13 protein-coding genes are annotated in these 20156 nt (G+C 66.6%); 9 read left to right on the top strand and 4 right to left on the bottom strand.

Annotated features, from left to right (window positions below; translation table 11 throughout):
* The first annotated feature begins 95 nt into the window (after nucleotides 1–95).
* From BES08_RS02860 to BES08_RS02850, 3 genes are read left to right on the top strand one after another with little or no spacing between them, the layout of a single operon-like run.
* Nucleotides 96–1931: an alpha-amylase family glycosyl hydrolase gene (locus tag BES08_RS02860; protein WP_069707674.1), complete on the top strand. Its 1836-nt coding sequence runs from the start codon at nucleotides 96–98 to the stop codon at nucleotides 1929–1931.
* A gap of 60 nt (nucleotides 1932–1991) precedes the next feature.
* A complete protein-coding gene (locus BES08_RS02855; protein ID WP_069707673.1) occupies nucleotides 1992–3623 on the top strand; it encodes an alpha-amylase family glycosyl hydrolase in 1632 nt (543 codons plus the stop codon).
* A complete protein-coding gene (locus BES08_RS02850; protein ID WP_069707672.1) occupies nucleotides 3620–5671 on the top strand; it encodes a glycoside hydrolase family 97 protein in 2052 nt (683 codons plus the stop codon). Before BES08_RS02855 ends, BES08_RS02850 begins: the two co-directional genes overlap by 4 nt.
* 156 nt (nucleotides 5672–5827) lie before the next feature.
* On the opposite strand, the gene BES08_RS02845 is transcribed toward BES08_RS02850, so the two are convergent.
* The 3 genes from BES08_RS02845 to BES08_RS02835 are packed head-to-tail and all read right to left on the bottom strand — an operon-like array spanning nucleotide 5828 to nucleotide 8873.
* On the bottom strand, nucleotides 5828–6493 hold the full coding sequence (locus tag BES08_RS02845; protein ID WP_008832171.1) for a TadE/TadG family type IV pilus assembly protein: 666 nt from the start codon (nucleotides 6491–6493) through the stop codon (nucleotides 5828–5830).
* Complete coding sequence (locus BES08_RS02840; RefSeq protein WP_008832172.1) at nucleotides 6490–7080, bottom strand: TadE/TadG family type IV pilus assembly protein; 591 nt, start codon at nucleotides 7078–7080, stop codon at nucleotides 6490–6492. The genes BES08_RS02845 and BES08_RS02840 overlap by 4 nt, the downstream gene beginning before the upstream one ends.
* On the bottom strand, nucleotides 7077–8873 hold the full coding sequence (locus BES08_RS02835) for a pilus assembly protein TadG-related protein (RefSeq protein WP_008832173.1): 1797 nt from the start codon (nucleotides 8871–8873) through the stop codon (nucleotides 7077–7079). Before BES08_RS02835 ends, BES08_RS02840 begins: the two co-directional genes overlap by 4 nt.
* 236 nt (nucleotides 8874–9109) lie before the next feature.
* Here BES08_RS02835 and BES08_RS02830 point away from each other — a divergent pair, with 236 nt between their 5' ends.
* Genes BES08_RS02830 through BES08_RS02815 form a run of 4 tightly spaced genes read left to right on the top strand, consistent with a single transcriptional unit; the run spans nucleotide 9110 to nucleotide 15403 of the window.
* Entirely contained in the window at nucleotides 9110–12202 is a 3093-nt protein-coding gene (locus tag BES08_RS02830) for a response regulator (RefSeq protein ID WP_069707671.1), read from the top strand.
* A gap of 13 nt (nucleotides 12203–12215) precedes the next feature.
* Complete coding sequence (locus BES08_RS02825; RefSeq protein ID WP_069707670.1) at nucleotides 12216–13082, top strand: CheR family methyltransferase; 867 nt, start codon at nucleotides 12216–12218, stop codon at nucleotides 13080–13082.
* Nucleotides 13072–14901, top strand: a complete 1830-nt coding sequence (locus BES08_RS02820) for a response regulator (RefSeq protein WP_083274573.1) — start codon at nucleotides 13072–13074, stop codon at nucleotides 14899–14901. Before BES08_RS02825 ends, BES08_RS02820 begins: the two co-directional genes overlap by 11 nt.
* 31 nt (nucleotides 14902–14932) lie before the next feature.
* A complete protein-coding gene (locus BES08_RS02815; protein ID WP_069707668.1) occupies nucleotides 14933–15403 on the top strand; it encodes a low molecular weight protein-tyrosine-phosphatase in 471 nt (156 codons plus the stop codon).
* A 155-nt stretch (nucleotides 15404–15558) separates the two neighbouring features.
* Here BES08_RS02815 and BES08_RS02810 read toward each other — a convergent pair whose 3' ends face one another.
* Nucleotides 15559–16149 (bottom strand): GNAT family N-acetyltransferase, encoded by a 591-nt coding sequence (locus tag BES08_RS02810; RefSeq protein ID WP_069707667.1) that lies wholly within the window; start codon nucleotides 16147–16149, stop codon nucleotides 15559–15561.
* A gap of 154 nt (nucleotides 16150–16303) precedes the next feature.
* Here BES08_RS02810 and purC point away from each other — a divergent pair, with 154 nt between their 5' ends.
* The gene (gene purC / locus BES08_RS02805; protein ID WP_008832179.1) at nucleotides 16304–17086 is read left to right on the top strand and encodes a phosphoribosylaminoimidazolesuccinocarboxamide synthase; all 783 of its coding nucleotides are present in this window, start codon (nucleotides 16304–16306) and stop codon (nucleotides 17084–17086) included.
* Nucleotides 17087–17322: 236 nt separating this feature from the next.
* Nucleotides 17323–20154 carry a M16 family metallopeptidase gene (locus BES08_RS02800; protein ID WP_069707666.1) on the top strand — a complete coding sequence of 944 codons (2832 nt, stop codon included), beginning with the start codon at nucleotides 17323–17325 and terminating at the stop codon, nucleotides 20152–20154.
* Nucleotides 20155–20156: the final 2 nt, after the last annotated feature.

The following is a 20156-nucleotide window of genomic DNA, read 5'->3' as shown; positions in this document are numbered from 1 at the left end:
CTCAACGGCGCCACACCGGCGGAACCGTCGAAGTTATCCCTCCCTTCGACGGTTCCGCCTACCCTTCCCCGACGGCCATCCGGAGATCGCCTGTGATGAACCGCCTGATACCTTCTCTCTCGGCCCTCGCGCTGGCCCTCTCCAGCGGCGGCGCGTTCGCCGGGACGGTCGAGGACATGCGCGCCCGCACGCCCGAGCAGGAAGTGATCTATTTCGTCCTGCCCGACCGTTTCGAGAACGGTGACACCGCCAACGACGAAGGCGGTCTTGGGAGCGGCCTCAAAGGCGGCAAGCTGCAGACCGGCTTCGACCCCACCGACAAGGCGTTCTACCACGGCGGCGACCTCAAGGGCCTGACCGCGCGGCTGGATTACATCCAGGGCCTCGGCGCCAGCGCACTGTGGGTCGGGCCGATCTTCAAGAACAAGCCGGTGCAAGGCCCCAAGGGCAACGAGAGCGCGGGATACCACGGCTACTGGATCACCGATTTCACGGCTGTCGATCCGCACTTCGGCACCAACGAGGACTTCAAGGCGCTCGTCGAGGCCGCGCATGCCCGGGGCATGAAGGTCTACATGGACATCATCGTCAACCACACGGCGGACGTGATCCAGTACAAGGAAGGGGTCTCGCAGGGGTATCCCTATCGTTCCAAGGCGGACTATCCGTTCTCGACCCGGGGCGGCGTGAAGGGTCCGGCGATCAACCCCGGTTTCCTTGGAGAAACGGTGCAAACGCCTGAGAACTGGGCGAAACTGACCGATCCCTCGTTCGCCTACACCCCCGTCGTGCCCAAGGCGGAGAAGGACGTCAAAGTCCCCGCCTGGCTCAACGATCCGATCTACTACCACAACCGCGGCAACACCGACTGGAAGGGCGAGAGCGCGCAGTACGGCGACTTCGTCGGCCTCGACGACCTCGCCACCGAGAACCCGCGCGTGGTCGATGGGATGATCGAGATCTACGGCAGCTGGATCGACCGCTTCGGCATCGACGGCTTCCGCATCGACACCGCGCGCCATGTAAACGCGGAGCTGTGGCAGAAGTTCGTGCCCGCCATGCTGGAGCGCGCGAAGGCAAAGGGAATCAACAACTTCCATATTTTCGGCGAAGTCGCGACGGGCGATTACGACCCTGCCCTCCTCGCCTCATGGACGCGCAATGCGGGCCTGCCGGGCGTGCTCGACTTCGCGTTCATGCGGGCGGTCGACGATGCTGCCGGCGGCGCCAAGGATGGTGGCACCGAGACGCTGGCGCGCCTCTTCGACGACGATGCCCTCTATGCGGGCGGCAAGGCGGGCGCGCTGCAGCTGCCGACGTTCCTGGGCAACCACGATGCCGGGCGCCTGCCGATGTTCCTCAAGCTGGGTAAACCGCTTGCGAGCAACGACGAACTGCTGAAGCGCTCGATGCTGGCCCATGCCATGCTGCTGACGCTGCGCGGTGTGCCGACGATCTACTACGGCGACGAACAAGGTTTCATCGGCCATGGCGGAGACCAGTGGTCGCGGCAGGATATGTTTGCTTCCAAGGACTTGCGCCTGACGGACGAACCGCTGCTGGGCACGACCCGCGCCCCGAATGCCGAGCATTTCGACCCGACGCACCCGCTCTACAAGCTGATCGCGCAGCTCGCGACCTTGCGCCGCCAGACTCCGGCGCTGACGGGCGGCATGACCAAGGTTCTCACCGCGTCCGACAAGCCGGGGCTGTTTGCGGTCTCCCGCTTCGATCCGGCTACCGGGAATGAGGTCGTGCTGGCCTTCAACACCTCCACCGAGGCGGTCGAAGGCAACCTCGCGGTTGAGCCGAAATCGGCGCAATTCCAGACGCTTGCGGGCTCCGCATGCCCTATGAAGGCGACCGCTCCGGGATCGGTTTCGATCGCCATGCCACCGCTCGGTTTCGCCGTCTGCGCGGCCCGGCCCTGAGCGGCACACGGGCGGCACCCAACGGCACCCTAACGACACCTAGACGTACCAGAGAACGCCATGACGAACCCAGAAACCTCCTCCAAGGCGCCATGGTGGCGCGGCGCGGCGATCTACCAGATCTATCCGCGCAGCTTCGCCGATTCCAACGGCGACGGCATCGGCGACCTGCCCGGCATCACCTCGCGCCTCGACCATGTCGCCCGGCTCGGCGTCGAGGCGATCTGGATCTCGCCGTTCTACCAGTCGCCGATGGCCGACTTCGGCTACGACATTTCCGACTACTGCGCGGTCGACCCGATGTTCGGCACGCTGGAGGATTTCGACGCGCTGATCGCGAAGGCGAAGGCGCTTGGCCTGAAGGTCATCGTCGATCAGGTCTATGCCCACACCTCGGACCAGCACCCGTGGTTTGCCGAGAGCCGGTCCAGCCGCGGCAATGCGCGGTCGGACTGGTACGTCTGGGCCGATCCCAAGGTGGACGGTTCGCCGCCCAACAACTGGCAGTCGGTGTTCGGCGGCCCGGCGTGGCGCTGGGATGCGCGGCGCGGGCAGTATTACATGCATAATTTCCTGGCCGAGCAGCCGCAGCTCAATTGCCATAACCCCGAGGTACAGGACGCGCTGCTGGCGGTGGCGAAGTTCTGGCTGGACCGGGGCGTCGCGGGCTTCCGCATCGATGCGCTCAACCACTCGATGCACGACCCGATGCTGCGCAACAATCCGCCCGCGCCGGACGACGGGAAGGTGCGCACGCGGCCCTACGATTTTCAGCTGCAGGTCTACAATCAGTCGCACCCGGACATCCTCAAGTTCATCGAGCGGCTGCAGGCGCTGATCTCCTCCTATCCCGATACCTATTCGCTGGCCGAAGTCGGCGGATCGCGGGCGATGGAAGAGAAGCGCACCTTCACGCAAGGCCCTGCCCGTCTGGACAGCGCCTACGGTTTCGATCTGCTCTATGCCGACGCGCTGCGTCCCGCGCACATCGCCGAAGTGCTGCAGTTCTGGCCCGACGAACCCGACGCCGGATGGCCGAGCTGGGCCTTCGAGAACCACGACGCCCCGCGCGCCCTGTCCCGCTGGTGCGCACCTGACCAGATCGACGCCTTCGCGCGGATGAAGATGCTGACGCTCCTGTCGATCCGGGGCAATCCGATCCTGTTCCAGGGTGAGGAACTCGGCCTGCTGCAGGACGAGATCCCGTTCGAGATGCTGCAGGATCCGGAGGCAATCGCCAACTGGCCGCTCACCCTCTCACGCGACGGCGTGCGCACGCCGCTGCCGTGGATGGCGCAGAGCGAGCATGGCGGCTTCACCTCCTCCGCACCATGGCTGCCGCTGAGCGAGCAGAACCTGTCGCGCGCGGTCGACCGGCAAGAGACGGACCCGGCTTCGCTGCTCAACCTGACGCGGCATCTGCTGCAGCTTCGCGCCGCCGATCCGGCGCTGCGCCGGGGCTCCGGCGAAGTGCTGCTCGCCGACGACACGCGCCTCGTGCTGCGCCGAGAACTTGAAGGGCACCGTGTGCTGGTCGTCGTCAACATGAGCGATGCGCCTGCAGCATGGCCTGCAGCAATTCCGACCGGCGGCCGCGTTCTGGCCGCTGTGAATAACGCCGAATGCGCCCTCACCTTGGGCACGCTCCCCGCATGCGGCGCCTTGTGGATCATCGAAGGAGAAACGGCATGAAGCCGCTCGCCCTGCTGGCTAGTGCCGGCATCGTCATCGCCGCCCCTGCCATGGCGCAGGAAACCAAGCCGCAAGTCACCGCTCAATCGCCCGACGGCTCGATCGTGCTGACGGTCACCATCGACAACGACAGCCGCCCGATGTGGTCGCTCACCCGCAAGGGCAAGCTGCTGATCGCGCCGAGCAAGCTGGGCTTCATCCTGACGGATGGCCTCAACATGACGCGCGGCTTCGCCATCGAGAGCAGCGATACCGCGAAGGGCGACGACACCTGGGAACAGCCCTGGGGTGAGCGCCGCTTCGTCAAGGACACGTACAATCAGGTCACCGTCCGCTTCAAGCAGGGCAAGACCTACGGGACGCGGCTGATGAACGTCACCTTCCGCCTCTTCGACAACGGCGTGGGCTTCCGCTACGAGATCCCCGAACAGCCCGGCCTCAAGACGATGAAGATCGCCGACGAGACGACTGAGTTCGACATCGTCCCCAAGGGCACTGCATGGTGGATCCCCGGCGGCGAGTGGAACCGCTATGAGCAGGTCTACCAGAAGACCCCGATCGACGCCGTCTCTACCGCACACACGCCGATCACCATGAAGCTGGAGGACGGCACCCATCTGTCGTTCCACGAAGCGGCGCTGGTCGACTATGCCGGTTACTGGTTCAAGCGCGCGACCGGGCAGACCTTCCGCACAACCCTTTCGCCCTCCTCGCGGGGCCCGCGCGTGGTGCGCGATCTGCCCTTCGCGACGCCGTGGCGCACGGTGCGCATCGCGGATGACGCCGAAGGTCTGGTCGACAACGATCTGGAGCTGAACCTCAACGAGCCCAACAAGCTGGGCGATGTCAGCTGGGTGAAGCCGGGCCGCTACATCGGCATCTGGTGGGGCATGATCCGCAACGACTGGACCTGGGCGGAAGGCCCGAAGCACGGCGCCACCACCGAGCGGACCAAGCAGTACATCGACTATGCCGCGAAGCACAAGTTCCGCGGCGTGCTGGTCGAGGGCTGGAACAAGGGCTGGAACGGCGACTGGTTCGGCCACGGCGACGAATTCAGCTTCACGCAGGCGACGCCCGATTTCGACATCGAAGCGGTGACGAAGTACGCCGCGAAGAAGGGCGTCAAGCTGATCGGTCACCACGAGACCGGCGGCAACATCGCCAATTACGAAGCGAACATGGACGCCGGTTTCGCGCTCTACCAGAAGCTGGGCGTGGACACGGTGAAGACCGGCTACGTCGCCGACCATGGCGGCGTGATCGCGAACACCGACTATCCCGGCGGCCCGGTCGGCCCGGTCCGCATGGAGTGGCACGACGGCCAGCGGCAGGTCGAGCACCACCTCGCCGTCGTCGAGGATGCCGCGAAGCACCACATAGCCATCGACGCGCATGAACCGGTCAAGGACACGGGCCTTCGCCGCACGTACCCCAACTGGGTCTCGCGCGAAGGGGCGCGCGGCATGGAGTATAACGCCTGGGGCAAGTTCGCCAACGGCCCGGACCATGAGCCTACGCTGGTCTATACCCGCATGCTGTCCGGCCCGATGGACTTCACGCCCGGCGTTCTGAGCCTCGAAGGCGCGAACGGTCCCCTCGCCTCGACGCTGGCGAAGCAGCTGGGGCTGTACCTCGCGATCTACTCGCCGATCCAGATGGCAGCAGACTTCATCGAGCAACTCGACAAGTACCCGCGCGAGATGAACTTCATCGAGAGCGTGCCGACCGACTGGGCCGAGAGCCACCTGATCGCGGGCGAAGTAGGCGACTATGCGATCTTCGCACGCAAGGACCGCGCTTCGCCGAGGTGGTTCGTCGGCGGCGTGAACGATGCGACGGCGCGCACGGTGACGCTGAAGTTCGACTTCCTCGATGCGGGCAAGAGCTACAAGGCCAGCGTCTGGAAGGACGGCGAAGGCGCGACGTATGAAACCGAAGCGCGCCACAACATCGCCTACGACACGCGCACGGTGAAGAAGGGCGATACCATGGACGTGTGGCTGGCCCCCGGCGGCGGCACCGCGATCCGGCTGGAGCCGCGCTGACGATCCGCACGAAGGCCCCGTCGTCCCGGACTTGATCCGGGACCGGTGGCTGTCTTTAGGCGCGGTTCATCGACCGGGCACCCTGCGCGCAAGTGGGTCCCGGCGCGGCCACCGGTCCCGGATCAAGTCCGGGACGACGATTTGACGGGGCCGAACTCAACTGCAGCTGGCCTTCGTGGTCGTCGTCGCGTCGGAGATGCCGTCGCCCGAGCTGGCGCCAAGGCTGCGATCGTCGCGGATGATGTAGGCGGCCTCGCGGCGGAAGTTGGGCTGGCCGACGAACCAGGTGCCGAACAGCGGCTGGTAGGTGTAGTTCACCTCCACATACATCACCGCCGAACCCGACACCGCCGTGATCGTCGGATTGCCCATGCCCGCCAGCGTGGTGCCGGTCAGGCCGGCCTTGGCGACGCCGTATTGCGACTTCACCTTGAGGCTGCCCTGGCAGCGCTGCCAGTGGATGTACTGGCGCTTGGTCGCAGTGTCGTATTCGAGGCTGGAGAGGATGATCCGCCCGTTGGCGGCGAAGTTGAAGTACGACCCCTGCACCAGCGCTCCCGACATCACCGAAGCGACGTCCGCTTCCTTGACGGTGGGGGTCACCGCGCTGTTGTCGGTCTGGCCGAGGCGCGAGGCGTTATCGGCCACCGAGCTGGCGATCTGGGCGATCTGCATGTTGATCATCGCCATCCATGCCAATTCGGTTCCGTAGAAACCCATTGTGACGATGATCGGCAGGATCAGCGCGAACTCCATGAAAGAGACACCGCGCTGATCGCGGCGCAGCCTTCCGGCAAGACCCGCAGCAAGGCGCGCGATCATGGGCAGCTCCCCGCATCCGAGCCATACTTGGCCTGTAGCTCGTAAGGCTGGTTCTTGCGCACCGTGCTCGCGGTCAGCGTGCGCTGGCTCGTCGAATTGGGCATGAACGGCACGATGAACACGGGCGTATAGGTCACCGTCGCGGTGTAGAGCACGACGTCGTTGCCGCCACCGTTGTCGCTGTTCCCCACATCCGCGTCCCATCTGCCGTTGCGGTTCTCGTCGGTGTAGGTTTCGCCGTTGTCGCACTTGCCGTTGGTGTTCTTGTCGTTCCAGGCCTCGGCGCGTTTTATGTCGGCGAAGTCGTAGTAGCTGGAGCGCTTGAAGGCGACCGTCGCGCCCGGCGCTACGCGCTGGACCATCGCGGTGACGTAGGCGTCGGCCTTGGTGTTGTCGGCGATCTCCAGTCCGTCCTGACGCGAGGCCTCTTCCACCGCGCCGTGCAGGATCGCGGTGAGATAGGCGCGGTGCGCCATGTCGTAGATGCCGATGAGCAGCAGCAGGAGCACCGGCGCGGCGACGGCGAACTCGATCACCGCCGAGCCGCGCTCGCCCGCCCGGAGGCGACGGAGCAGCGGCGCCGTCACTGCACGACCCTCAACTCGCCGACCTGCTTGGCGATCTCCTGGAACGCGGTGTTCAGTTCGGACGAGCTGTTCGCGGTGTACGAACTGTCGTCGGATGCGCAGGTCGTCAGATCGCTGCTCAGGCTGGACGTGAACGCCACGACCCAGACGCGGATACCCTTGGCCTTGATCGCCTCGCACGTCGCAAGGAAGCGCTGGGTGTGGCGGGCGGTGTCGTTGGTCGTACCGTCGGTGGTGACGCGGCGGTCCCAGTACTCGATGCCCCAGGCCTGGGCGATGTACTGGTTGGGCTCCATCTGGCCGTCGGTCATGAAGATGACGTGGCGCGAAACCTTGCCGCCGTTGGACGGTTCGTCGCTGTTGAGGGTCGACCACATGCCCTGCTGCGACATCAGGCGCCCGCCCCAGATCATCCCGACGTCGAGGTACGTGCCCCCGATCGCCACGAGCGAGTCCGCGTAGGAATTGAACGCGCTCTGCGTCATCGTCGCCAGCAGCTTTGCCTGCGCCGGGCAATACGTTCCCGCATCACCGCCGTTGTTGGTGGTCGCGGTGGTGTAGTAGCCGCTGTCCGACCAGCGGCGGTAGGACACCTCCGGCCAGAGCGGACGCCACTTGGTCTTGTCGTCCGACGTCGGCGCCGTGTCGAGGTCGAGATCGAGCGCGGCCTTGGGCGAGATGCCCGTGCTGGTCGAGTAGCTGAAGGTGGCCTGCGCCACGGTGTCGCGTTCCTGGATGCAACCGCCCCAGGTCGAGGACACGTTCGCGCCGTTGGTTCCGGTAGGCGTGGCGACCGAGTTGAACTTCTTGAAGCTGCTCGTGTCGTACGTAACCTGATGGTAGCGCATCGTGTAGGGACGGGTCAGCCAGCGCCAATAGACGTAGTATGGCGAGTTTCTATCGGAACGAATACACGAGTATTCCTTCTTCACTTGCGATCGTGCCTGCCCGGACCCCTGCTCGCTGAACGCCGTATCTGCGGGCTTGGCATTATTGCAGTCGTTCTGCGAACTGTAGCTCGTCGTCGGAATAACGGCAGTCCATGTGCCGCTGTAATCGCTGCCGCCCGAATCGTCGGGCTCGTAGGCGCGCGACTGGTAGGGATAGCTGTCGACGATATAGCTGCTGTTGACCGCCGTAAGCAGCCTGCCGACGTTCACCGTCGAACTGAACGGCACGAAGCCGTAGCGCACGCGCGCATTGCTGTTCGCGGTGGCGTTGTAGATCGTCGTGTAGAAATTCTTCATCGCCGCGCGCAATGCCTGGATGCGCGTCTGCGAGCCCGAAAGCGTGTAGTCCATCGAACCGGTGGTATCGAGCACCATCATCACGTCCGCGTTGCCGACGCCCATCGAGCTTCCGCAGTTTACCCGGATGTCGAAGCTGTCCTTGCCGAAGATGCGCATCAGCAAGGTGTCGAGCACGGTCGTCGCGGTCGCGGTGACGGTCTGGCCGTCGTCGGTGGAAGTCACGGTGAACACCGTGGAGCGCGTGCCCTGCTGCGCGTCGTTGAAGTTGGTGTTGAAATACGCCGTCGCGGCCGCCTTCGAGGCGGTGTCGAAACCAGCCGTCGTCACCGTGCGCCGCCCCGCCAGCACCGCCGCGTCGCAGGCAGACTGGATTTGTTCACGCACGAGGTAATCGCGGCTCAGATCAACCGCCGAGCCCACCACGACCGCCGCCACGAGCATGCCGATCGCTGCGATCGGAAGGATGTTGCCGCCGGAATCGCGCAGGACACCGTTCAGCACTTCGCGAACGGCCTTGGCGGGATAGAGACATGCTTGACGCATCGTAAACCAGGCTCGCTCTTGGAATTGCCCCGATAATCTCCTGCCGATACCAGCAATGTCTTAAGGAAGTTTTGGCGAGCGCGCGGCTTTGCGTCCGGCCGCAGTCCGCGGCGAAAATATTTCGGTCCGTCGGGAACCGGGGAACGCCGTTAACGTTATCCGACCTGATCCGGGGACCGTGCGTGATGGGGGAGCGGTCCGGCTGCAGCGGTTTTTTACCCCCGCGAGACGAGTGAATGGCAACCGCCCGCGGACTGGATTCCACCAAGTTTCTCTACATCCTGCTACCCATCGTCATCGGCCTGACCTTCATCGCCGATACCCGTTTCCCGCTGGGCACCTCGATCTGGGTCATCTATTTGCTGCCTACGGTGCTGGCTTATCTCGCGCCGCATCGGCTGGCGCCCCTTGCCGTGGCCGCCGCGACGACCGTGCTGATCGTGATCGGCTACCAACTCGCGCCCGAAGGCGTGGCCAAGGAAATCGCGCTCATCAACCGCACCCTGGGCACGATCACCAACCTGACGCTGGCCGGCATCGGCGCCGCGTTCATCAGCTACCGCAATTCCACCCGCGCCCTGCAGGCCCTGCGTGAAGGCGAGGCCAGGCTGGCGCGGGAGACCACCGGAAACCTCTCCCTCGACGACCTCTCGCACCGCGTGATCAGCTTCCTCGTCGACCGTTTCGGCGCGGCGGCGGGGATCGTCTACGTCAATGACGAAGGCGCCTTTCGCCGCGTCGCCAGTTACGGCGTACCCAAAGGTGCCGGGGTTCCCGACCAGCTCGCGCCCGACGACGGCCTGCTTGCCGAAGTGATCCGCGACGGGCGCACCCGTACGATCGCGAAGGCCCCTGCCGGCTATCTCTCGTTCGGGACCGCGCTCGGGCAATCGCCGCTGGACCGTCTGGTACTCGGCGCGGCCGCGATCGACGGCAAGGTCAATGCCGTCATCGAACTCGGCTTCCTTGACACGCCCGAGGCCCGCCCCGAAGACGCGCCCCGCTTCCTCGACACGATTTCCGGCGCGGTCGGCCTCTCGCTGCGCTCCGCCAAATACCGCGCGCGGCTGGAGCACCTGCTCTCCGAAACCCAGCAGCAGGCCGAGGAACTCGCCAACCAGAGCGAGGAACTGCGCGCCACCAACGACGAACTGGAAGCGCAGGCCAAGGCCCTGCAGAATTCCCAGACCGAACTAGAAGCCCAGCAGGCCGAGCTGGAACGCTCCAACGCCCAGCTGGAGGAACAGGCGACCTCGCTCGAAGCCCAGCGCGACGAGCTGACCCGCGCCCAGACGATGCTGCGCGGACAGACCGAGGATCTGGAACAGGCGAGCCGCTACAAGAGCGAATTCCTCGCCAACATGAGCCATGAGCTGCGCACGCCGCTCAACTCGCTGCTGATCATGGCGCGCCTGCTGGCCGACAATCGCGGCGGCAACCTCTCGTCCGAGCAGGTCCGCTTTGCCGAGACGATCGAGACGTCCGGCAACGACCTGCTCGCGCTGATCAACGACGTGCTCGACATTTCCAAGATCGAGGCGGGCAAGCTGGAGCTGGAACCGCGCACGGTCCCGGTCGCCGCGATCCTCGCCAAGCTGCGCGATACGTTCGCCCCCGCCGCCGCCAAACGCGGCCTCGAACTACGCATCGCCGACGTGGCGGGCGAAATCGAGACCGACCCTCTGCGGCTGGAGCAAGTGCTCAAGAACTTCCTGTCGAACGCGATCAAGTTCACCGAGCGCGGCCATGTCGCCGTCGAGGTCGGCCGCGCCGCCGGCAACGTCGCCTTCACCGTGCGGGACACCGGCACCGGCATCCCCGCCGACAAGCAGGGCGCGATCTTCGAGGCGTTCCGTCAAGCCGACGGCGGCATCGCCCGCAAGTACGGCGGCACCGGCCTCGGCCTCTCGATCTCGCGCGAGTTGTCGCAGTTGCTCGGCGGCACGATCTCGCTGGAGAGCGAGCCCGGCAAGGGCAGCGCCTTCACCATCACCCTGCCCGAGCACTTCGACGCCGAAGCCGCGCCCGAACAGGTCCGCCGCCCCTCGCCCACACCGCTTGCCACGTCGCCGACGCCCGCGCCGACGGCCCCGCGCCGCCTCGCCGCTATCGCCGACGACCGTGAAACCCTCAGCGGCGATTCGCGCGTGATCCTCATCGTCGAGGACGATCCGGCTTTCGCGGGTATCCTCGCCGATCTCGCGCACGAAGTCGGCTTCTCGTGCCTGATCGCGGGGACCGCCGACGAAGGCGCCCTGCTCGCGCGTCAGTATCTGCCGCAGGCGGTGATCCTCGACATGCACCTGCCCGACCATACCGGCCTCTCGGTGCTCGACCGCATCAAGCGCGACGCCCGCACCCGACATATCCCGGTCCATATCGTCTCGGCCGACCATGACGACCATGCGGCGCTCGCCAGCGGCGCGGTCGGCTACCTGTTCAAGCCGGTCAGCCGCGACACCCTGGTCGACATGCTCGAAGGGCTGGAGGCGCGCATGGCCCAGCGCCTGCGCCGCGTGCTGGTGGTCGAGGACGACGCCCAGCAGGCCGAGGCGATCCACCTCCTGCTCGCCTCGCGCGATGTCGAGACGGTGGAGGTCCACTCCGCCGCCGAATGCCTGGGCAGCCTCGGCACCGAGACGTTCGACTGCATGGTGCTCGACCTCAACCTGCCCGACATGTCGGGGCTGGACCTGCTCGAACGCCTTTCGCACGACGAGAGCGTCGGCTTCCCGCCGGTGATCGTCTACACCGGCCGCGACCTCTCGCCCGAAGAGGAGATGCGGCTGCGGCGCTATTCCAAGTCGATCATCGTCAAGGGCGCCAAGAGCCCCGAGCGCCTGCTCGACGAAGTGACGCTGTTCCTCCACCAGGTCGTCTCCGAACTGCCACAGGAAAAGCAGCAGCTGCTCGCCCGCTCGCTGGGCCGCGACCAGGCGCTGGAAGGCCGCCAGATTCTGGTTGTCGAGGACGACATCCGCAACGTCTACGCGCTCACTTCGGTGCTGGAGCCGCACGGCGTCGGGGTACGCATCGCCCGCAACGGGATCGAGGCGCTGAACGAACTCGCCCGCAGCGTCGACAGCGACGGGGCGCCGGTCGATCTCGTGCTGATGGACGTGATGATGCCCGAGATGGACGGGCTGACCTGCATGAAAGAGATCCGCAAGGACCCGCAGTGGTCGCGCCTGCCGATCATCGCGCTCACCGCCAAGGCCATGGAGCGCGACCACCGCGAATGCATCGACGCGGGCGCCAACGACTACCTCTCCAAGCCGCTCGACATCGACAAGCTGCTCAGCCTCGTGCGCGTATGGATGCCGCGATGATCGGGCGAGAGAGATGATGGTCATCCGCTCCGGCGACAGCCTGAACGACATCGAACTGGACCTCATCGTCGAGGCCATCTGGCGGCGCTACCAGTACGATTTCCGCGATTATTCGCGCGCCTCGCTGCTGCGCCGCCTCGAACGCGCGCAAGCCCATTTCGGCGTGGCGCACCTCTCCGGTCTGCTCGACGTGATCCTCCACGATTCCGCCAGCCTGCCGGTGCTGATCGGCTTCCTGACCATCCAGGTCAGCGACATGTTCCGCGACCCCGAATATTTCCGAATGATCCGCGAGACGGTGATCCCCCACCTCGCCACATGGCCGACGATCAAGGTGTGGATCGCGGGCTGCGCCAACGGCGAGGAGTTCTACTCCCTCGCCATCCTGTTCCGCGAGGCGGGGCTGGAGGATCGCACGATGTTCTATTGCACCGACATCAGCCGCCCCGCGCTGGCCAAGGCCGAGGCAGGCATCTTCGATATCGAGCGCATTGCCGGCTTCTCGCGCAATTACCGCGAGGCGGGCGGCAAGGGTTCGCTTTCGGACTACTACACCGCCAACAGCAACGTCGCCCGCTTCGATCCGGCGCTGCGCCGCCGCGCGGTCTTCGCCGACCACAATCTCGCCAGCGACGCGGTGTTCTCCGAGGTCCAGCTGGTGTCGAGCCGCAACGTGCTGATCTATTTCGACCGCGCCCTGCAGGACCGCGCGCTCGGCCTCTTCGCCCAGTCGCTGCCGCCCGGCGGCTTCCTCGGCCTCGGCTCCAAGGAGACCGTCGCGTTCTCGGCGGAGACCGAGTGCTTTTCAGACTTCGCCCCGGCCGAGAAAATCTGGCGGCGCACCACGCACCATGTGCAGGAGGCCGCCTTTGCCGAATGAACCCTTGCGCATCCTTGCGGTGGACGACGTCCGCGAGAACCTGATCGCGCTGGAAGCCGCGCTCGACCAACCCGGCGTCGAACTCGTCACCGCATCCTCCGGGTTCGAGGCGCTGGAACTGCTGCTCAGGCAGGACTTCGCGCTGGCCCTGCTCGACGTGCAGATGCCCGAGATGGACGGCTTCGAACTGGCCGAACTCATGCGCGGGACCGAGCGGACGCGCGGCGTGCCGATCATCTTCCTCACCGCCGTCGCCACGGACGAGCGGCGCAAGTTCCGCGGCTTCGAGACCGGCGCGGTCGATTACCTGCTCAAGCCCATCGACATCACCGTACTCAATTCGAAGGTCACGGTGTTCGTCGAGCTGGCCCGCCAGCGCCGCGAGATCGCATTCCAGCGCGATGAACTCGGCGCCGCGCTGGGCCGTCTGCGCGCGCATGGCGACAATTCGCCAATGGCGGTGCTGGAGATCGACTCCAGCCTGCGCATCGTCGGTTGGTACAAGGGCGCCGAACGCACGATGGGCTACACGGCAGCCGACATGCTCGGCGTGCCCCTTTCGGAAGCGCCGTTCCTGCCGCCGAACGGCGGGCGCGAGGCGTTCCTCAAGGGCATGGGCGAACTGCTCGAAGGCGGCGACCGCCGCGCCATGCAGGAGCACCGCTACCGCCGCGCTGACGGGGTGCTGCGCGAAGGCGAATGGTACTGTTCCTCGCTCGCGGGCACTGGCCTGCGCCCGGGCAGCGTGATGATCGAGATGCTCGACATCACCGAACGCCGCCGCGCCGAGGACACCCAGCGCCTGCTCATCGGCGAACTCAACCACCGGGTGAAGAACACGCTGGCAACGGTGCAGGCGATCGCCTCGCAGGGGTTCCGCCATGCCCGCTCGCACCGGGAGTTCCAGGACGCCTTCACCGGCCGCCTGCAGGCACTGGCGCGCGCACACTCGATGCTCAGCGCGACCACGTGGGAGAGCGCGAGCCTGCGCCGCCTCATCGCCGACCACGTCGCCATCGGTGCGCTCAGCGAGGATAGGCTGCTGCTCGACGGCCCCGACGCCGACCTGCCACCCGAACTGGCGCTGCGCTTCTCGCTGGTGTTCCACGAACTCGCCACCAATGCGCACAAGTACGGGGCGTTCTCCAATGCGGTCGGCACCGTGCGCCTCGCCTGGACCGTCACCAGCCACGTGCTGGCGATGGAATGGAGCGAACACGGCGGCCCGCCAGTCTCTCCCCCTGAGCGGCGCGGCTTCGGCTCGACCCTGATCGAGCACAGCATGGTTTCCGACGGCGCGCGCATCGTCTCCGAGTTCGCGCCCGAAGGCGTGCGTTGGTCGATGGTGCTGCCCCTAGTTGCAGGCGCGGGCGTCGCCGAACCCGCCCCGCAGCCCGTCCCGCCACCACCCGTCGCAAACGCGCCCGCCTCCCTGCCGCCGATGCGCATCCTCGTCGTCGAGGACGAGCCGCTGGTCGCGATGGAACTGATCATGGAGATCGAGGACGGCGGCTGCATCGCCATCGGCCCTGCGACGTCGTGCGATCAGGCCCTCGCCATGATCCGCGAAACCGGGCCGGACCTCGCGCTTCTCGACGGCAATCTCAACGGCGAGAAGATCGACCCCGTCGCCGACGCCCTTGCCGCACGCGACACGCCCTTCGCTTTCGTCAGCGGCTACGACCGCGAGCATCTGCCGCGCGGACATGCCGACCGGCCGATGCTCAACAAGCCCTTCGTCGTCGCCGACGTGCGGGCGATGCTGCTGCAGCTGGCCGAAAGCGCGAAGGCGCCTATCCCCCAGAAACTCGCGGAGTGACGCAGGCACGGCAGGGCGCTATCGCCGAACCATGTCAAACGTACCGTCCGTCCTGTTCGTCTGCCTCGGCAACATCTGCCGCTCCCCCCTCGCCGAAGCCGCGCTGCGTCATGAGGCCGAGCGTGCCGGGCTGGAGGTGATCGCCGATTCGGCCGGCACCGGGTCATGGCATGTCGGCAAGGGACCGGACCCGCGCTCCTGCGCCGAGGCCGCGCGCCACGGCATCGACATCCACTCCTACCGCGCGCGGCAGGTAAAGGCGCAGGACTTCCGCCGTTTCGACCGCATCGTCGCGCTCGACGCCTCCAACCTCGCCGACTTGCGCCGCCTCGCGCCCTCGGATGGCGAGGCGCGCCTGTCGCTGCTGCTCGACCACGTGCCGGGGCTGGAGGGGCAGGACGTGGCCGATCCGTACTACGGCGGGCCGGAAGGGTTCGAGTCGACGTGGGAGCAGGTCAGCGCAGCGGCACGGGCGCTGGTGGCAGAGTTGAAGGCGCGATAGGCCCACCCCGCTGCGACTAAGGCCTGCGGCCTAAGTCTCGCTGCCCCTCCCGCAAGCGGGCCGGGGAAAACCGTTTCAGCCCTCCCGCTTGCGGGAGGGCTGGGAGGCTTGGTCCGAGGGACCTAGCCGGACGGGGTGGGCCCGACGGCAAGCCACTACCCCTGCTCCCGCATCCAGTACTGCATCGGCTTCGGACGATCGCCCTCATCCCGGTGGTCCTTCCACGCCAGTTCGGTGACCAGTCCCTCGACCGGCACATACCCGCGCCTGCGCCAGAACCCGTCGAGCGGCACGTATCCCTCCGGAAGGTCCGGATGATCGAGAGGCCGCACAACCGCCGCGAACGTCGTCGCCTTCGCACCGCACCGCCGCGCCTGCGCCTCGCGATGGTCGAAGAAGGCATGGCCGATCCCCTGCCCGCGATATTCCGGCAGCAGCACGGATTCGCCGAAGTAGAACAGCCCCGCCACGTCCAGCCCGCGCGACTCGAAAGGCCCGCGAAACTCCGCCTTCTGCACCGCCATGGGAGAGGCCGTCGCCATACCCACGACCCGGGCTCCATCGCGCGCCGCCACCAGCACGGCATCGGTCGCCTCGGCAAATTCGCGCAGGTAGCTTTCCTCGTAAGCCTCCGCGCCGTCGTAGAGGTAGGGCCATTCGGCGAAGACCGCGATCCGCAGCCGCGCAAGATCGCCGACGGCCGCCAGCATCTGCGCCCCCGTCAGCACCTGGATAGTCACGCTCATCCGCACAATTCCTCGCTCATCTTCGCCCCGGAGGCCCCTGCCGCGCGGGCAGTTTGCTTTTACACCGGCTTCCATTATATGCCCGCTCGAATGCCCCGGCCTTCCCGAAGCGCCGGGGCTTGCTCTTTCGCACGTTTTGCAAGGACCCAAGCGCATGTCCCGTCGCCGCCAGATCTACGAAGGCAAGGCCAAGATCCTTTACGAAGGCCCCGAGCCCGGCACGCTGATCCAGTACTTCAAGGACGATGCGACCGCGTTCAATGCCCAGAAGAAGGGCACTATCCAGGGCAAGGGCGTCATCAACAATCGCATCAGCGAGTATGTGTTCACGCGCCTGAACCACATCGGCGTGCCCAACCACTTCATCCGCCGCCTCAACATGCGCGAGCAGCTGGTCCGCCAGGTCGAGATCATCCCGATCGAGGTCGTGGTGCGCAACGTGGCCGCCGGTTCCATCTCCAAGCGCCTCGGCATCCCCGAGGGCGAGATGCTGCCGCACACGCTGATCGAGTACTACTACAAGGACGACGCGCTGGGCGACCCGCTGATCGCCGAGGAACATATCGCCTGCTTCGGCTGGGCCAACCATGACGAGATGCAGGACATCGCCGCCATGGCGATCCGCGTGAACGACTTCATGGCGGGCATGTTCGCGGCGATCAACATCCGCCTCGTCGACTTCAAGCTCGAATTCGGGCGCATCTGGGACGGCGACTTCAGCCGCGTGATCCTCGCCGACGAGATCAGCCCCGACGGCTGCCGCCTGTGGGACATGACCACCGGCGAGAAGCTCGACAAGGACCGCTTCCGCCGCGACCTCGGCGGCGAGGAAGAGGCCTACCAGGAAGTCGCCCGCCGCCTCGGCCTGCTGCAGGACGACAACGGCCCGAGCGAAGTGCTGGACCTCACCAAGCACCGCAAGCTGCGCGGCAAGTAAGCCTCGCAAGGCGTTGAATTGAAAGGGCGGTGTTCCGGTGGGAGCGCCGCCTTTTTTATTCTGCAATCCTCCCTGTCGCGCAGCGATGGGGAGGTGGCAGTCGCGTCAGCGACTGACGGAGGGGGCCTTCCAAACCCCTCCACCACCGCCTGCGGCGGCGGTCCCCCTCCCCATCGCTGCGCGACAGGGAGGAACGTACTTGCCTTCGCCTTCCGGCCTTGGCACTCCTCAAGGCGATGAGAGTTTCCCTGATCGCGCTCCTTGTCGCACTGGCTCCCATGCCACTGGCTGCAAAGGACAAACCCGCCCAAGAGGCTGTCTGGGCCTTCGACCGCAGCGACATCCCGGTCGATCCCGATTTCCGCTTCGGCCGCCTCGCCAACGGCATGCGCTACATCGTCCGCCACAACGCGACGCCCGCCGGAACCGCGATCGTGCGCATGGACGTCGAGGCGGGATCGCTCGACGAATCCCCTGCCGAACAGGGCTTCGCGCATTTCCTCGAACACATGGCCTTCAACGGCTCGCAGCGCGTGCCCGAGGGCCAGATGGTGCCGCTGCTGGAGCGCGAGGGGCTGGCCTTCGGCGCCGACACCAATGCCTCGACCAGCTTCGACCGCACGCTCTACAAGCTGGACCTGCCGCGCAATGACCCGGCGCTGATCGACACCGCGCTGATGCTGATGCGCGAGACCGCCAGCAACCTCACCATCTCGCAGGAGGCGGTGAACCGCGAGCGCGGCGTCGTGCTGGCGGAAATGCGCGACCGCAATTCCTGGGCCTTGCGCAACGCCATCGACACGACGCGGTTCTTCTACCCCAAGTCGCTCTACGCCCAGCGCTTCCCCATCGGCACCGTCGAAACCCTGAACGCCGCCGACGCCGCATCCCTGCGCGCCTTCTACGAGCGCGAATATGTCCCCGCCCACGTCACCCTCGTCGTGGTCGGCGATTTCGACGTCGCTACGGTGGAGGCCGGCATCGTGCGCCATTTCAACGACTGGACCGCAAGGCCCGCCGAGCCCCAGCCCTTCCCCGGCCCGGTCAAGGCGAAGGACAAGGCGCGCACCGGCGTCTATCTCGACCCGGCCTTGTCCGAGCGCGTCACCGTCCAGCGCAACGGGACTTATCAGGACGAACCCGACTCGATCGCCGAGCGCCGCGAGACACTGCTGCGCTCGATCGGCTACGACATCGTCAACCGCCGCCTCCAGCGCCTCGCCCGCAGCGCCGAGCCGCCGTTTCGGGGCGCGGGCTTCGGCACCGGCGACGTGTTCAAGGCGGCGCGCTCGACCCGCATCATCATCGACACCGTGGACGGCAAGTGGCGCGCCGGGCTGGAGGCAGCCGGAATCGAATACCGCCGCGCCCTCGCCTACGGCTTCTCGGCGGCCGAAGTCGCCGAACAGGTGGCGCAAGTGCGCACCGGCATCGTCAATGCCGCAGCCTCGGCCTCGACGCGCAGCAATGCGATGCTGACGGCGCTGGCGCTCTCGCTGGTCGATGACGAGATGGTGCCTTCCACCCCGCAGTCGGGGCTGGAACGCTTCGAGCGCTTCGCCCCGCAGATCACCCCCGACGCCGTGCTCGCCGCACTCAAGCGCGAGGCGTTGACGCTCAACGCGCCGCTGATCCGCTTCCAGGGCCGCAAGGCGCCCGAAGGCGGCGAAACCGCGCTGCGCGATGCCTGGCGCGAGGTCATGCGCGCGAAAATCGACAAGGAAACCGGCGCCGACACCGCGCAGTTCGCGTACACCGATTTCGGCCCGGCAGGGCAGGTCGTGTCGGACACCCGGCGCGAAGACCTCGGCATCCGCGAGGTGCGGTTCGCCAACGGGGTCATGCTGAACTTGCGCAAGACCGATCTGGAGAAGGACCGCGTGCGCGTGAGCCTCGCCATAGACGGCGGCGACCGGCTGAACACGCGCGAGAACCCGCATGCGACGCAGTTGGTGCCCAATCTCGACGATGGCGGCCTCGGCAAGCACAGCCGCGATTCGCTCGACACGATTCTCGCCGGGCGCAGCGTCGGGCTCGGGTTGTCGAGCGCGGCGGCGAGCTTCGATTCGCGGGTGACGACGACCCCGCGCGACCTCGAAATCCAGCTGCAGCTGCTAGCCGCGCTGGTCACCGACCCCGGTTACCGGCCCGAAGGCGAAGTGCGCTATCGGCAGGCGATCAACAACTACTTCGCGCAGCTCGATGCGACCCCGGCCTCCGCGCTCGCGGCCCGCATCGGCGGCATCCTCAGCGACGACGACCCGCGTTTCAGCCTCGGCAACGTCGAGGATTATCGCCACTTGTCCTATGCCAAGCTGAAGACCGACGTGAGCGATCGGCTGGCCCGGGGCGCGATCGAGATCGGCCTTGTCGGCGATATCGACGAAGACGCCGCGATCGCGCTGGTCGCCCGCACGTTCGGCGCCCTACCCGCGCGCGAGACGGTCTTCCACGGCGAGACCGGCCAGCCCCCGCGCCTCTTCGCGAAGGATCGCTCGGCGCGGATCGTGCGGCATACCGGCCCGGCCGATCAGGCGCTGCTGCGCATCACCTGGCCCACGCGCGACGATGCCGATCCGGTCGAGGCGCTGGAACTCGAACTGCTGGAGCGCGTCATGCGCGTCGAGCTGACCGACCAGCTGCGCGAGGCGCTGGGGAAGGCCTACTCGCCCTCGGCATCGAGCCAGCTTTCGCATGAGTGGAAAGGCTATGGCACCTTCTCGGTCAACGCCTCGGTGGACGTCGCCGAAGTGCCCGCGACACGCGCGGCGATCCGGCAGGTGCTGGACGATCTGCGCAAGGCCCCGGTCAGCACCGACATCCTGCTGCGCGCGCGGCAGCCTATGATCGAGGGCCTCGCCAACGCGCTCAAGAGCAATGCCGGGTGGATGGCGCTGGTGGACCACGCTCAGTCCGAGCCCGATCGGATCGAGCGTTTCCAAAATGCGCGCGAACGGCTGCTGGCGCTTACCCCGGCGGACGTGCAGGCGATGGCGCAGCGCTACCTTGCGCCAGAGGCCGGGCTGGAGGTGCTGGCGCTGCCGAAGGATGTGACGGAGCCGAAGTAAGC

The sequence above is a fragment of the Novosphingobium resinovorum genome, from assembly GCF_001742225.1.
Classification (GTDB): domain Bacteria; phylum Pseudomonadota; class Alphaproteobacteria; order Sphingomonadales; family Sphingomonadaceae; genus Novosphingobium; species Novosphingobium resinovorum_A.
The sequence above is the reverse complement of the archived record's forward strand: the minus strand, read 5'-3'. Positions and strand labels throughout refer to the sequence as shown.

What these genes read in the sequence shown, in the direction of transcription:
- BES08_RS02855 (WP_069707673.1), top strand. Translation starts at nt 1,992, where the DNA reads ATGACGAACCCAGAAACCTCCTCCAAGGCGCCATGGTGGCGCGGCGCG.
- BES08_RS02825 (WP_069707670.1), top strand. Translation starts at nt 12,216, where the DNA reads ATGATGGTCATCCGCTCCGGCGACAGCCTGAACGACATCGAACTGGAC.
- BES08_RS02810 (WP_069707667.1), bottom strand. Translation starts at nt 16,149, where the DNA reads ATGAGCGTGACTATCCAGGTGCTGACGGGGGCGCAGATGCTGGCGGCC.
- BES08_RS02845 (WP_008832171.1), bottom strand. Translation starts at nt 6,493, where the DNA reads ATGATCGCGCGCCTTGCTGCGGGTCTTGCCGGAAGGCTGCGCCGCGAT.
- BES08_RS02800 (WP_069707666.1), top strand. Translation starts at nt 17,323, where the DNA reads ATGAGAGTTTCCCTGATCGCGCTCCTTGTCGCACTGGCTCCCATGCCA.
- BES08_RS02860 (WP_069707674.1), top strand. Translation starts at nt 96, where the DNA reads ATGAACCGCCTGATACCTTCTCTCTCGGCCCTCGCGCTGGCCCTCTCC.
- BES08_RS02830 (WP_069707671.1), top strand. Translation starts at nt 9,110, where the DNA reads ATGGCAACCGCCCGCGGACTGGATTCCACCAAGTTTCTCTACATCCTG.
- purC (WP_008832179.1), top strand. Translation starts at nt 16,304, where the DNA reads ATGTCCCGTCGCCGCCAGATCTACGAAGGCAAGGCCAAGATCCTTTAC.
- BES08_RS02850 (WP_069707672.1), top strand. Translation starts at nt 3,620, where the DNA reads ATGAAGCCGCTCGCCCTGCTGGCTAGTGCCGGCATCGTCATCGCCGCC.
- BES08_RS02815 (WP_069707668.1), top strand. Translation starts at nt 14,933, where the DNA reads ATGTCAAACGTACCGTCCGTCCTGTTCGTCTGCCTCGGCAACATCTGC.
- BES08_RS02835 (WP_008832173.1), bottom strand. Translation starts at nt 8,873, where the DNA reads ATGCGTCAAGCATGTCTCTATCCCGCCAAGGCCGTTCGCGAAGTGCTG.